At 37.4% G+C, this 13,344-nt stretch carries 12 protein-coding genes; 11 read left to right on the forward strand and 1 reads right to left on the reverse strand.

From position 1 onward, the window contains the following. Positions 1 to 10: 10 nt before the first annotated feature. The 9 genes from ICG50_RS10225 (at position 11) to ICG50_RS10265 (ending at position 10,104) form a co-directional block, all read left to right on the forward strand. Positions 11 to 1,162 (forward strand): N-acetylmuramoyl-L-alanine amidase family protein, encoded by a 1,152-nt coding sequence (locus tag ICG50_RS10225; RefSeq protein WP_187660817.1) that lies wholly within the window; start codon positions 11 to 13, stop codon positions 1,160 to 1,162. Between the two features lie 51 nt (positions 1,163 to 1,213). Further along, complete coding sequence (locus ICG50_RS10230; RefSeq protein WP_187660818.1) at positions 1,214 to 2,170, forward strand: MlaD family protein; 957 nt, start codon at positions 1,214 to 1,216, stop codon at positions 2,168 to 2,170. Between the two features lie 11 nt (positions 2,171 to 2,181). Then, positions 2,182 to 3,489: a 4Fe-4S dicluster domain-containing protein gene (locus tag ICG50_RS10235; RefSeq protein ID WP_187660819.1), complete on the forward strand. Its 1,308-nt coding sequence runs from the start codon at positions 2,182 to 2,184 to the stop codon at positions 3,487 to 3,489. Between the two features lie 153 nt (positions 3,490 to 3,642). Further along, positions 3,643 to 4,089 (forward strand): LNS2 domain-containing protein, encoded by a 447-nt coding sequence (locus ICG50_RS10240; RefSeq protein WP_187660820.1) that lies wholly within the window; start codon positions 3,643 to 3,645, stop codon positions 4,087 to 4,089. Positions 4,090 to 4,161: 72 nt separating this feature from the next. After that, positions 4,162 to 4,953, forward strand: coding sequence for a (Fe-S)-binding protein (locus tag ICG50_RS10245; protein ID WP_187660821.1), 792 nt, complete (start codon positions 4,162 to 4,164; stop codon positions 4,951 to 4,953). Positions 4,954 to 4,986: 33 nt separating this feature from the next. After that, a complete protein-coding gene (locus tag ICG50_RS10250; RefSeq protein WP_187660822.1) occupies positions 4,987 to 5,469 on the forward strand; it encodes an ABC transporter ATPase in 483 nt (160 codons plus the stop codon). 10 nt (positions 5,470 to 5,479) lie between these two features. Further along, positions 5,480 to 8,482, forward strand: coding sequence for a serine hydrolase domain-containing protein (locus ICG50_RS10255; protein ID WP_187660823.1), 3,003 nt, complete (start codon positions 5,480 to 5,482; stop codon positions 8,480 to 8,482). Between the two features lie 66 nt (positions 8,483 to 8,548). Beyond that, positions 8,549 to 9,682, forward strand: coding sequence for an N-acetyl-alpha-D-glucosaminyl L-malate synthase BshA (gene bshA / locus ICG50_RS10260; protein ID WP_187660824.1), 1,134 nt, complete (start codon positions 8,549 to 8,551; stop codon positions 9,680 to 9,682). Next, on the forward strand, positions 9,679 to 10,104 hold the full coding sequence (locus ICG50_RS10265; RefSeq protein ID WP_187660825.1) for a protease complex subunit PrcB family protein: 426 nt from the start codon (positions 9,679 to 9,681) through the stop codon (positions 10,102 to 10,104). The genes bshA and ICG50_RS10265 overlap by 4 nt, the downstream gene beginning before the upstream one ends. 46 nt (positions 10,105 to 10,150) lie before the next feature. Here the strand turns inward: ICG50_RS10265 and ICG50_RS10270 are convergent, their stop codons facing one another. Next, a complete protein-coding gene (locus ICG50_RS10270) occupies positions 10,151 to 10,642 on the reverse strand; it encodes a hypothetical protein (RefSeq protein ID WP_187660826.1) in 492 nt (163 codons plus the stop codon). Between the two features lie 246 nt (positions 10,643 to 10,888). Between ICG50_RS10270 and aroC the strand changes: the two genes are divergently transcribed. Next, positions 10,889 to 11,950, forward strand: coding sequence for a chorismate synthase (aroC, locus tag ICG50_RS10275; RefSeq protein WP_187660827.1), 1,062 nt, complete (start codon positions 10,889 to 10,891; stop codon positions 11,948 to 11,950). A gap of 85 nt (positions 11,951 to 12,035) precedes the next feature. Next, positions 12,036 to 13,292, forward strand: coding sequence for a dicarboxylate/amino acid:cation symporter (locus ICG50_RS10280; RefSeq protein WP_187660828.1), 1,257 nt, complete (start codon positions 12,036 to 12,038; stop codon positions 13,290 to 13,292). The last annotated feature ends 52 nt before the right edge of the window (positions 13,293 to 13,344 follow it).

Here is a 13,344-nt window from a genome sequence, read left to right on the forward strand (position 1 = left end):
GATAAAACCAATGAAAGGAATTACGTTAGTAGGTACGATTTTATTATTTATTTCCAATTTGACTTTTGCCCAATCGGGAAAGTTTAAAGTGGCTCTTGATGCCGGTCACGGGGATCACGATTACGGCGCCGTTTACAACGGACATATTGAGAAGAAAATTGCTTTAGCAGTAGTGCTTAAAGTTGGGAAGATTTTAGAAAACAAATCCGATTTTGAAGTTATTTACACCAGAAAAAATGACACTTTTGTTGATTTAATTGAACGGGCCAATATAGCCAACAGAGCCGATGCCAATATTTTCATATCGATACACTGTAATGCCAATAAAAATGCAGCGGCTTGCGGTTCTGAAACCTATGTAATGGGTATGTCGAAAAATGCGTCCAATCTCGAAGCGGCAAAGAAGGAGAATGAAGTAATCACCATGGAGAAAGATTACCAACAAAAGTATAAAGGATATGATCCAAAATCTCCCGAAAGCATGTTGGGAACAATTGTGATGCAAGAAGAATATTTAGAAAACAGTATCTCCTTGGCAGGAAAAATCCAAAGCCATTTCATAGATGATGTCAGCAGTAAAAGTCGTGGTGTAAAACAAGCGCCATTCATGGTGTTACACAAAGCTTACATGCCTAGAGTATTAATAGAAATGGGCTTTATTTCTAATCCGGCAGAAGGGGCAAAGTTAGACTCAGAGGCAGGACAAAATGAATATGCCGAAGCGATAGCTAATGCCATTATCAACTACAAAAAAGAATTTTACGGTTCGGGTGATGTAAATGATGTTAAACCATCTCAAAAAATAGAAACGATAAAAATTGATTCACAGGCAACTCCAAAACCGGTGGTAAAAAATCCGGAAATTAAAAAAGTTGAACCAAAACCTGAAGTTATTCCAAATACGGGTATTGCCACGTTCAAAGTACAACTATCTGCCAGTGGCACTAAGTTAGAAACAGTACCCAGTAATTTTAAAGGCCTAAACAATATTTCGGTTTCCAGCGAAGGTTCTTTGTACAAATATATGTATGGCGAAACCACAAGCTATGATGAAGCCAAAAAATTATTGGCAGAGGCCAAAGCCAAAGGGTATACATCAGCCTTTGTAATCGCCTTCAAAAACGGAAAAAAAGTTTCAGTTCAAGAAGCATTAAAGCAATAATAATAAGGAGTTTTAGTATTTTATTTTAACTTTGCCAAAAAACAAATAGCATTGAAAATCACGAGAGAAATCAAGACAGCAATCCTAGTTATTGCTTCTATTTTATTGTTCATTTGGGGGTATAGTTTCTTAAAAGGGAGAGACTTGTTGTCAAACTACCACAAATATTATGTGAAATACAGTAATGTTGACGGTTTGGCTTCCTCGTCACCGGTTGTAATCAACGGATTAGTTGTGGGTAAAGTAAATTCAATCGAGTTACAGAAAGACTGGACTTCATTAGTGGAATTGCAAATCAATGGCGATTATAAAATCCCCAAAAACAGTGTAGCCGAATTGTATTCTCCGGGACCAATCGGTGGAAAGCAAATTGCTATATTACCCAATACAGAAACCAATGAGATTGCGGTTTCAGGTGATTTTTTCCAATCAGGCAATAAATTAGGTTTAACCGAAGAAGTTTCCAATCAAATCAAGCCTATAAAAGAAAAACTGGATAAGGTTTTGGAAAATGCCAATACGATGTTGGTCAACGTCAACCAAGTCTTAGATGAAAAAACCAAGCAGAATTTAAGAAGCAGCCTAGAAAACCTAAACGCTACTCTAGCCGAATTTAAACAAGCTTCGACCACTGTCAATCAAATGTTGGCAGAGAACAAAACAAAAATAGCTACAACAGTATCTAATTTTGACAAAACATCGGCTAATCTAAAAACCATGTCTGATTCTTTGGCAAAAGCCAATATCGGACAAACGGTTAGAAACTTGGAGAAAACATTGGCTAGCGTTGATAAAATCATGGCCGATATGGAAGCAGGCAAAGGGACTTTAGGTAAATTAGCCAAAGACGATGCACTCTATACAAATTTTGCCAAAAGTGCCAAAGAATTGGAATTGCTTCTGCAAGACTTGCGTTTGAACCCAACAAGATATGTTAATGTTTCTTTATTTGGGAAGAAAAACAAACCTTATAAAGCGCCTATAAACGATACCCTCAATAAAAAATAAAACCCTAAGCCATGATGTATATTGACAACATACTTTTTGCTATCATCCTCATTGCAGGAATTGGTTTTTTTGCTAAAAATGTAAAAGAACTAACGCGCAATATCAATTTGGGACATGATGTCAATCGCACTGATCATCCTTCAGCCCGATGGAAAAACATGGCCATGATTGCTTTAGGGCAATCTAAAATGGTGAAAAGACCAATCGCCGGTTTTTTGCACATCATCGTTTACGTTGGTTTCATCATTATCAATTTAGAAGTTTTAGAAATTATCATTGACGGTTTGTTTGGAACCCACAGAGTCTTCGCATTTTTAGGCGGATTCTACGGTGTTTTAATCGGTTCGTTTGAAGTGTTAGCCGTATTGGTTTTAGTAGCTGTTGCTGCTTTTTGGATTCGAAGAAACGTAATCCAATTAAAAAGATTCGCCAGTTCCGATTTAAAAGGTGCGCCTAAGAAAGATGCCGATACTATACTTTATTTCGAAGTAGTCTTGATGTCTTTGTTTCTAATCATGAATGCTTTCGACTTGAAATTCCAAGACATGAATTCGGGAAATATCATTTCACAATTTTTAGCTCCTTCTCCGGATGTTTTTTCCTTGGAAGCTGTTATTATTATTGAAAGAGCCGCATGGTGGTTTCACATCATCGGAATTTTGATTTTCCTAAACTATTTATATTATTCAAAACACTTACACATCCTTTTAGCATTTCCTAATACCTATTTTGCCGATTTGAATGCCAAGGGTAAATTGGACAACTTGGAAAGTGTTACCAAAGAAGTAAAACTAATGATGGATCCAAATGCCGATCCATTCGCGGCACAACCTGTGGATGAAAATGCAGTACCGGGTAAGTTTGGAGCCTCGGATGTGCAAGATTTGAATTGGGTGCAATTGTTAAATGCCTACACTTGTACCGAATGTGGTCGTTGTACCTCTTCTTGTCCGGCGAATCAAACTGGTAAGAAATTGTCACCTCGTAAAATCATGATGGATACGCGTGATCGATTGGAAGAAGTAGGTAAAAATATCGATGCCAATAAAGGGGTTTTTGTACCCGATAATAAATCTTTATTAAACGATTACATTACTGCCGAAGAACTTTGGGCATGTACATCGTGCAATGCTTGTGTGGAAGAATGTCCGGTAAACATCAGTCCGCTATCCATTATTATAGACATGAGAAGGTACTTGGTGATGGAGCAAAGTGCGGCACCACAATCATTAAATGCGATGATGGCCAATATCGAAAACAATGGTGCACCATGGCAATACAACCAACAAGACCGATTAAACTGGAAAGATGAAAATTAATCCGAGCGCATAGCGCGACTCGAAGCTTTAGCTGACAGGCGAAGCAATTGTATTGAACAAAGAGAAATAAATTATATAACCTGATGAATTCTCATAATTGTGAGGCTTGGGAATTTGTCGAATGAATTTGAAAACACTATAAAAAGTAAAAAAATGAAAGCGGAAGACATTGAAAAAAAACTCCAAAGCATCACTGAAAACGGACAGCATTTAAGTCCGATTTTACCGGAAGGAATTAAAAATTACTTAATCGACATTGACGGAACCGTTTGTGACGATATCCCAAACGAAGAACCGGAAAGAATGTTGACCGCAGAGGTTTACCCCGATGCATTAGTCACTTTAAACAAATGGTACGACGAAGGACACATTATATTTTTCTTTACCTCAAGAACTGAAGCGCACAGAGAATATACTGAGATTTGGTTAAAACAACACGGCTTTAAGTACCATGGAATCCTTTTCGGAAAACCACGTGGCGGTAACTACCACTGGATTGACAATCACTTGGTAAAAGCCACCCGATACAGAGGAAAATTTACCGATTTGGTAGACAAAGAAGTAACCATTCAAGTGTTTGATGACGAGCACCATGAATAATATTAAATATTAGATTTTAGATATTAAATTTTCAATATTTAATATCTAATATCATAAATCTAAAATTAAAATATGTCAGAAGTAGTAAACGTGCCAACCATGGCAGAAATGATGGCTCAAGGCAAGCAACCCGAAGTGTTATTTTGGGTAGGTTGTGCCGGCAGTTTCGATGACAGAGCAAAGAAAATTACCAAAGCATTTGTGCGTATTTTAAACCGTGCCAATGTAGAGTTTGCCGTTTTGGGAACCGAAGAAAGCTGTACAGGCGATCCGGCAAAACGAGCAGGGAATGAGTTTTTGTTTCAAATGCAAGCCATGATGAATATCGAGGTTTTGAATGCTTACGAAGCTAAAAAAATCGTCACGGCTTGCCCGCATTGCTTTAATACTTTAAAAAATGAATATCCTGATTTGGGCGGAACTTATGAAGTAGTTCACCATACGGAGTTTTTAAAATCGTTATTAGATTCAGGGCGATTAACTATTGAAGGCGGACAGTTTAAAGGCAAAAGAATTACTTTTCATGACCCATGTTATTTAGGTCGTGCCAATAATATTTATGAAGCGCCAAGAGATTTAATCCAAAAATTGGATGCCGAATTGGTAGAAATGAAACGTTCCCGAGCCAATGGATTATGCTGTGGTGCCGGTGGTGCGCAAATGTTTAAAGATGCCGAGCCCGGAAATAAAGAGGTAAACATCGAAAGAACAGAAGACGCTTTGGAAACTAAACCCGAAATCATTGCAGCCGGTTGTCCGTTCTGCAACACTATGATGACTGATGGTGTCAAAGCCAAAGAACAAGAAGCCAATGTCAAAGTTATGGACATAGCAGAATTAATCGCCAATGCCCAAGATTTATAATTCGTAATTTATAATTTGTAATTCACAATTCCCATGTACGTTCCCTTTGAAGATTTACCCGAAGATTCCAAAATTTGGATTTACCCATCCAATCGCAAATTTTCAGATGACGAGATGACCGAAATCGATCGTGATATTAAAATGTTTGTAGAGAATTGGTCGGCTCACGGAACCGGTTTGGAAGCGTCTTATTTATTAAAATACAACCGATTTATCATTTTTGCCGTAAATCAAGAAGTACAACAAGCCACTGGTTGTTCTATTGATTCATCAGTGGCCTTTATCCAAAGTTTAGAACAAAAATATGGCGTAGATTTACTGGATAAAATGAACGTTACGTTCAAAAACGGCGAACACATCGCCCACAAATCGTTACTAGATTTCAAACGAATGGCCAAAGAGAAAGCAGTAACGGCCAACACTATTGTTTTCAATAACTTAGTCAATTCCATTGAAGAATTTAACGAAAACTGGGAAGTTCCGGCTGGCGAAAGTTGGCACAGTCGTTTTTTTTAAACCTTATTTAATGAAGTATTTCTTGTTCAGAATAGGCTTATTCGCAGTACTGTTATTTTTGGTAACCAATTGTTCTTCCACCAAAAGTAAGAAGACGACTTCGCCATTGGTTAAAACTGAAACAACCATTCAAGAACTCGACAGTGTTTCATACATCAAGACCGAAAGAAAAAACTTTTTCCCTGAAACTGAAGCTGAAACCGTTTGGGTTGACAGTATTTACAACCAAATGACTTTTGAAGAAAAAGTAGGCCAATTGTTTATGGTTGCTGCTTATTCTAATAAAGATGCAACTCATGTCGCTGAAATTGAGAAGTTGGTTTGCGATTATTCTATTGGTGGCCTGATTTTTTTTCAAGGCGGTCCAAAAAGACAATCGCGTTTAACCAATAATTACCAACACTTATCTAAAGTACCTTTGTTCATCGGAATTGATGCCGAATGGGGCATGAGCATGCGTTTAGATTCTACTTTTCGTTATCCTTTCAACATGACTTTAGGCGCTATCAGAGATTTAAAATTGGTCGAAAAAGCCGGTGTCGCTATGGGTAAAGAAAGCAAAAGAATGGGCGTTCACTTTAATTTTGCTCCGGTTTTAGACATCAATACCAATCCTAAAAATCCCATCATCGGATTTCGTTCTTTTGGCGAAAATAAAGTAAGCGTTACTGAACATGCTATCGCCTTGATGAAAGGCGTACAAGGACAAGGCGTTTTTTCTACCGGAAAGCATTTTCCCGGACATGGCGATACTTCTACTGATTCGCACCATACTTTGCCGGTGGTCAATGCAACTCTGGAACACATTGAAAAAGTAGAGTTGTATCCTTATAAAAGAATGTTTGACGAAGGCCTGGTTTCTGTAATGGTAGCGCATTTGAATGTGCCGAGTTTAGAACCGAGACTTAATTATCCTACATCAATTTCTAAGGCAGTTGTAACCGATTTACTAAAAAAGGAATTGGGTTTTGAAGGCCTAATTTTTACCGATGCTTTAAACATGAAAGGCGCAAGTAATTTCAAAAAACCAGGTGACATCGACTTAGAAGCTTTTTTGGCCGGAAACGATATTTTGCTTTTCGCCGAAAATGTCCCTTTAGCGGTAGAAAAAATCTGTATGGCTTACCAAGACAGTATCATTACTGAAAGCCGATTAGCAGCCTCTGTCAAGAAAATTTTAGGATACAAGTTTAAAGCCGGTTTAAATAAATACAAACCGATAGAGGGAATTAATTTGGCCCATGATTTGAATCCGAAGTCGAATGAAAGTCTGCAATACGAACTTTACGAAAACGCAGTTACCGTTGTCAAAAATGATGGTGTGTTGCCAATTAGAAATTTGAATCAAAAAATTGCTTATGTAAAATTAGGCGATGATACCAGCAGTGCTTTTGTTGCAACACTTAAAAAATATACGGAAGTAACCGAAGTGGCTGATGCCAATTTAGATTCGTTACTAACCAAACTAACCGATTATGAAACGGTAATCATTGGTTACCACAAGTCAGATAAATCATGGTGGCGTTCGCCAGAATTGACGGTTCCTGAATTGCAATTGATCACTGCAATAGCCGAAAAAAAGAAAGTGATAGTCGATTGTTTTACCAAACCATATTCGTTATCAAGAATTGTAAATTTTGAGGAAATTGAAGGCGTAATAGTATCTTATCAAAATGGCGATATAGCGCAAGAAGTTTCAGCAGAATTGATTTTTGGCGCCATAGGTGCTAAAGGAATGCTTCCGGTTTCTATCAACAGTACTTTCAAAGCCGGTGATGGTTTTCATACGGATAAAGTCGATCGTTTGGGTTTCAGCACACCGGAAAATGTGGGTATGAGCTCAGAGAAATTAAAACAAATCGAAAAGATAGCCAACAAAGCCATTGATGGTAAAATGACACCCGGAATGCAAGTTTTGGTCGCCCGAAAAGGCAAAGTGATTTACCAAAAATCATTTGGTTACCAAACCTATGACAACAAAACCCGTGTGAAGAACACCGATTTATATGATGTAGCGTCGTTGACCAAAATTATGGCCACTTTGCCCAACGTAATGCATTTGTATGACCATAAAAAAGTGACTTTGGAGACCAAGCTCGATGAGATGTTGCATGAGTTTAAAGGGTCAAATAAACAACACATTACATTCAAAGAGTTACTGTCACATTACGGAAGCATGCAGGCTTGGATTCCGTTTTATAAAGCCACTGTTGATTCTGCCAAAGTGCCAATGGAAAAATACTATCGTAAGATTTATACGGAAGGTTTTACTAAAAGGGTTTCCGATAGTTTATTCTTGCGCGATGATTACCAAGACAGTATCATGAAACAAATCATCAATAGTCCGTTACTAGACAAAAAAGAATACAAATACAGCGATTTTACCTTTATCATCCTCAAAAAGTATTTGGAAAAAGTTACCGGAAAATCGTTGGACCAATTGGCCTTCGACAATTTCTACAAGACTTTGGGAATGAATAATACTTTATACAATCCTTTGCAGAAGTTTGATAAGAGCGTAATTGCTCCAACCGAAATCGATACTTATTTCCGTCACGACACCATTCAGGGCTATGTTCATGATATGGAAGCAGCTATGGAAAATGGAGTAGGTGGTCACGCCGGGATTTTCTCAAATGCCTTAGATGTGGCCAAAATGATGCAAATGTACCTTCAAAAAGGAAACTACGGGAATGTTCAATATTTCTCACCACAAACTTTTGATACCTTCAATACTTGTCATTTTTGTGCTGAAGGTAACCGACGGGGTTTAGGATTTGACAAGCCTCAGCTTAGTGGTGCCGGACCAACATGTGGTTGTGTTTCGATGTCAAGTTTTGGACATACCGGTTTTACAGGCACGATAGCTTGGGTAGATCCTGAGACGGAAATCGTTTATGTTTTCTTATCCAACAGAACTTATCCTGATTCTAATTTGCCTAATAAACTTTCCAAAGAAAATATTAGAGAAGACATTCAAAAAGTGATTCAGGAAGCGATTATTGAGAGGTAATCTTTAACTCTTTTTTACCATATAGCGTTTGTATTTTCCTTAATTTCGTGGTACGAAAAATACAATATGAAAATTGCAATTGTTTGTTATCCTACTTTTGGAGGTTCCGGTGTAGTAGCTATAGAACTTGGTCTTGAATTAGCGCATCGCGGTCATGAAATTCATTTTATCACCTACCGTCAACCGGTACGTTTGGCGCTTTTAAACCCCAATGTACATTACCACGAAGTAAACGTTCCCGAATATCCTTTGTTCCATTACCAACCCTATGAATTGGCGTTGTCGAGTAAGTTGGTGGATATGGTAAAACTGTATAAAATCGAATTGCTGCATGTGCACTATGCCATTCCTCATGCTTATGCCGGTTATATGGCCAAACAAATGTTGAAAGACGAAGGCATCATCATTCCAATGGTAACGACATTACACGGAACTGACATAACTTTAGTTGGTAATCACCCATTTTACAAACCTGCTGTAAGTTTCAGTATCAATAAATCCGACATTGTTACTTCAGTTTCTCAAAGTTTAAAAGACGATACATACAATTTGTTCAATATAAAAAAGGAAATCCATGTGATTCCCAATTTTATTGAACTCGACAAAATACGCAACGAGGGATTAATCTCTTGTCAGCGATCGGTTATGGCCAAAAAAGAAGAGCGAATTGTAACGCACATCAGTAACTTTAGAAAGGTAAAACGCATCCCGGATATCATCAAGATTTTTTATAAAATTCAAGAAAAAATACCGGCCAAGTTGATGATGGTAGGCGATGGACCTGAAAAAGCTAAGGCCGAACAATTATGTGAAGATTTATGCATACAAGACAAAGTCATTTTCTTTGGTAACAGTAATGAAATTGACCAAATTTTATCTTTTTCTGATTTGTTTTTATTGCCTTCTGAAACGGAAAGTTTTGGTTTAGCCGCTCTAGAAGCTATGGCGTGGAGTGTTCCGGTAATTTCAAGTAATTCAGGTGGTTTGTCTGAAGTGAATTTTGATGGTATTTCCGGTTATTTGAGCGATGTGGGCGATGTAGACAATATGGCTGAAAATGCTTTAAAAATCTTGGAAAGTGATGAAACATTAAACCAATTCAGAACTAATGCGTTGGAAGTAGCCAAACAATTTGATATCAAAAACATATTGCCTTTATATGAAAATTTGTATCTTCAAGCCATAAAAAATACCCAATGAGAAAAGTCATTCCGGCCTTTTTAGTTTTGTTTTTAGTTTCGTGTTCTTCTACAAAAGCACCGGTAAGCAAACAATTGTATGAAGTATTGACCACGAATAATGATGGAGGTGCTAACATCAAGTTTTATGAAATTTTGACCGAACCAAAGGAAATCATGATGTTGTTAGGCGATGAAACTTTGCGAAAAAAGATTAGTAAAGACGATACGACGAACAGTAGTTTTATTATTTTGAATTCGGGACCAACAAAGGAAACTTACAATAGGATTAAAGTGGAGAAAGTAATTGAAACCGCTACAAATATTGAAGTGTATGTTAAAGACACTCAAAAAAGTACCGAACAAGATTTGGCAGATGAGAACATAAGTTATCCTTACACGATTATCAAAATCAATTCGAAGAAACCCATAGTGTTTAAATAAAAAAATCCCACCGATTAAGGTGGGATTTTTTATTATATAGCATTGATTACCATTTGTAACGGATACCTAAAGCGATGTCCGGTCCAAAACTATCTTCTCTGTAATCATCAGAATTGAAATAAATTTCAGGTCTGAAATCTAAAGACAATTGAATTGGCGCTTCGCTGAAGTTATATTCTATCCCGATATCACCAGCTGCTAGAAGGATTGTTCCGCTATCATTAAAACCACCTTGGTCATAACTCCAACTTCCAACTCCACCACCAACACCGGCGTACCAATTGAAACCACCATCAATGTTCCAAACCCATTGGTATAAACCAACTAATTTAAAAGCATCAACGTTTTGGCTGTTTCTCCAACCTAAATCTAACTCCAAACGATTGTTTTTCGACAAACCTCTTTGGTAAGATATCTCTCCTCCAAAACCGTCATTGTCTCCTAAACGCAATCCTAATGCATTCTTAGAAATGTCTTGAGCTTGTGTGTTAAATGCTAATCCCACTAGCATTAAAGCACTTAGAAATAATTTTTTCATAATTCTTGAATTAATTTTTGTTTTTGTTAAATAATAAAATCGAAATTGTAGTAACAATTCTACTAAAACAAAGATATAGCATTAATTGGTCAAGGTTTTATATAATATTTGTTAAAAGTTATAAAATTTCTATTCAGACAATAATTAAATAATCTCATGTCAAATTTCGATAAATAATTTCAAAAAACTATATTTGTTAACCCGAGGCCAAAAAGGCCGATTTGTACGAAGAAAAAACATTACACAATGGCCGGAAACAGTTACGGAACACTTTTCAGACTGACTACTTTTGGAGAATCTCACGGTGAAGCATTGGGCGGAATCATTGATGGTTGTCCGGCAGGAATGACTATTGATTTAGCAGCTATCCAATTAGAGATGCAACGCCGAAAACCGGGCCAATCCACTATAGTTACCCAAAGAAAGGAAGAAGATGAGGTGCAATTTCTTTCGGGTATATTTGAAGGAAAAACAACCGGCACTCCAATTGGTTTTATCATTCCGAATACCAATCAGAAATCTGACGATTACTCTCATATCAAAGACAGTTACCGACCAAGTCATGCCGATTATGTCTATGAAAAGAAATACGGTATTCGAGATTATCGTGGTGGCGGAAGGAGTTCGGCGCGTGAAACGGCTTGTAGAGTTGTAGCCGGCGCTATTGCTAAACAAGTTCTATGTCATATTAAAATCAACGCTTTTGTATCTTCTGTAGGCGATATTTTTATCGATAAACCTTATCAGGATTTGGATTTCAATTTAATTGAAAGTAATGCCGTTCGCTGCCCGGATTTGGCCACAGCCGAAAAAATGGAAAATTACATTAAAGAAATCCGTAAAGAAGGCGATACCGTTGGCGGTACCATTACTTGTGTAATTCAAAATGTACCCATAGGTTTAGGAGAACCGGTTTTTGATAAACTCCATGCCGAATTGGGCAAAGCGATGTTATCCATCAATGCCGTAAAAGGTTTTGAGTTTGGCAGCGGATTTTGTGGTGCCAAAATGAAAGGCAGTGAACACAACGACTTATACAACGAAGACGGTTCTACCAGAACGAATCTTTCCGGAGGCATTCAAGGCGGAATTTCTAACGGAATGGATATTTATTTTAGAGTGGCTTTCAAACCGGTAGCAACTTTAATCCAAAAACAAGAAGTGCTCACCAATCAAAGTACTATAGTAGAACAACAAGGCAAAGGCCGACACGATCCTTGTGTGGTGCCAAGAGCCGTTCCTATTGTAGAAGCCATGGCTGCTTTGGTTTTAGCCGATTTTTATTTACTAAACAAAACTTATTTATAAAATAGTGATCAGTGTTCCGTAATTGGTGGGCAGTTGAATTAAACTGAAAACTAAGGCTAAAAGCTGAGACTCAAAACCGAATTAAATGGATACAACCCAAACCCAAAAGAAGTCTTTCTTCTCCAATCTTACTGTTCAAATTCTTATTGCCATGGTTATTGGCGCGATTATCGGAATTTTTGTTCACAACAATTACAGTCCGGAATCTGCAAAAGAGTTCAGTGGGTATATTAAAATGTTGGCTACTGTTTTTATTCGTTTGGTTCAAATGATCATTTCCCCTTTGGTTTTTACCACTTTAGTTGTTGGAATTGCTAAATTGGGTGACATTAAAGCCGTAGGTAGAATTGGCGGTAAAGCTTTAGGTTGGTTTTTTTCAGCTTCTTTAATATCGCTTTTAATCGGAATGTTTTGGGTAAATGTTTTGCATCCGGGAACCGGTTTGCAACTGTCTGACGTAGATGCGGCTTCAGCAGCCGAAGTTACTGATAAAACGCAAGTCTTTTCGGCCCAGAATTTTATTGAGCACATCATCCCTAAAAGTATAGTCGAAGCCATGGCTACCAATGAAATATTGCAAATTGTGATTTTCTCTATTTTCTTCGGATTGGCTGCCGCTTCTATTGGAGACAATGCAAAACCGGTTGTAAATGCTTTGGACAAAACCTCTCACATTATTCTTAAGATGGTTAATTATGTGATGAAGTTCGCGCCAATTGGTGTTTTTGGTGCTATAGCCGGTGTTTTTGCTATCAGAGATTTAAACGAGTTGCTGATTACTTATGCTAAGTTTTTTGGTTCGTTCCTAATTGGCATTTCTTCTTTATGGGTTGTTTTATTACTTATAGGCTACCTGTTTTTAAAAGGTCGAATGACCACTTTGCTCAAAAGAATCGTAAGCCCATTGATTATCGCCTTCGGAACCACCAGTAGTGAAGCTGTTTTTCCAAAGTTAACCGAAGAGCTAGAACGATTTGGGGTAAAAGACAGAATCGTTTCTTTTATGTTGCCGCTAGGTTATTCTTTCAACTTAGATGGGAGTATGATGTACATGACATTTGCCAGCATTTTTATTGCGCAAGCTTATGGAGTTGACTTAGATATGGGAACACAAATCACCATGTTATTGGTTCTAATGCTTACCAGTAAAGGGATAGCCGGCGTTCCAAGAGCTAGCTTGGTAGTCGTTGCGGCTACTTGTGGTATGTTTAATATTCCAATTGAAGGTATCGCTTTGATTCTGCCAATTGACCATTTTTGTGATATGTTCCGAAGTGCTACCAATGTATTAGGAAATGCAATTGCTACCTCAGTTGTGGGTAAATGGGAAAAAGATAGTTAAAAAATTATTTCTTTAATTAAATACTTTATACATTTGAATTTTAAAACTTAAT

Source organism: Flavobacterium buctense (assembly GCF_014486695.1).
Lineage (GTDB): Bacteria > Bacteroidota > Bacteroidia > Flavobacteriales > Flavobacteriaceae > Flavobacterium > Flavobacterium buctense.

Excerpts from the sequence above, each read along its gene's own strand:
- ICG50_RS10250 (WP_187660822.1), top strand. The coding sequence starts at position 4,987 with ATGTACGTTCCCTTTGAAGATTTACCCGAAGATTCCAAAATTTGGATT.
- aroC (WP_187660827.1), top strand. The coding sequence starts at position 10,889 with ATGGCCGGAAACAGTTACGGAACACTTTTCAGACTGACTACTTTTGGA.
- ICG50_RS10240 (WP_187660820.1), top strand. The coding sequence starts at position 3,643 with ATGAAAGCGGAAGACATTGAAAAAAAACTCCAAAGCATCACTGAAAAC.
- ICG50_RS10245 (WP_187660821.1), top strand. The coding sequence starts at position 4,162 with ATGTCAGAAGTAGTAAACGTGCCAACCATGGCAGAAATGATGGCTCAA.
- ICG50_RS10265 (WP_187660825.1), top strand. The coding sequence starts at position 9,679 with ATGAGAAAAGTCATTCCGGCCTTTTTAGTTTTGTTTTTAGTTTCGTGT.
- ICG50_RS10225 (WP_187660817.1), top strand. The coding sequence starts at position 11 with ATGAAAGGAATTACGTTAGTAGGTACGATTTTATTATTTATTTCCAAT.
- ICG50_RS10270 (WP_187660826.1), bottom strand. The coding sequence starts at position 10,642 with ATGAAAAAATTATTTCTAAGTGCTTTAATGCTAGTGGGATTAGCATTT.
- ICG50_RS10235 (WP_187660819.1), top strand. The coding sequence starts at position 2,182 with ATGATGTATATTGACAACATACTTTTTGCTATCATCCTCATTGCAGGA.
- ICG50_RS10255 (WP_187660823.1), top strand. The coding sequence starts at position 5,480 with ATGAAGTATTTCTTGTTCAGAATAGGCTTATTCGCAGTACTGTTATTT.
- ICG50_RS10280 (WP_187660828.1), top strand. The coding sequence starts at position 12,036 with ATGGATACAACCCAAACCCAAAAGAAGTCTTTCTTCTCCAATCTTACT.
- bshA (WP_187660824.1), top strand. The coding sequence starts at position 8,549 with ATGAAAATTGCAATTGTTTGTTATCCTACTTTTGGAGGTTCCGGTGTA.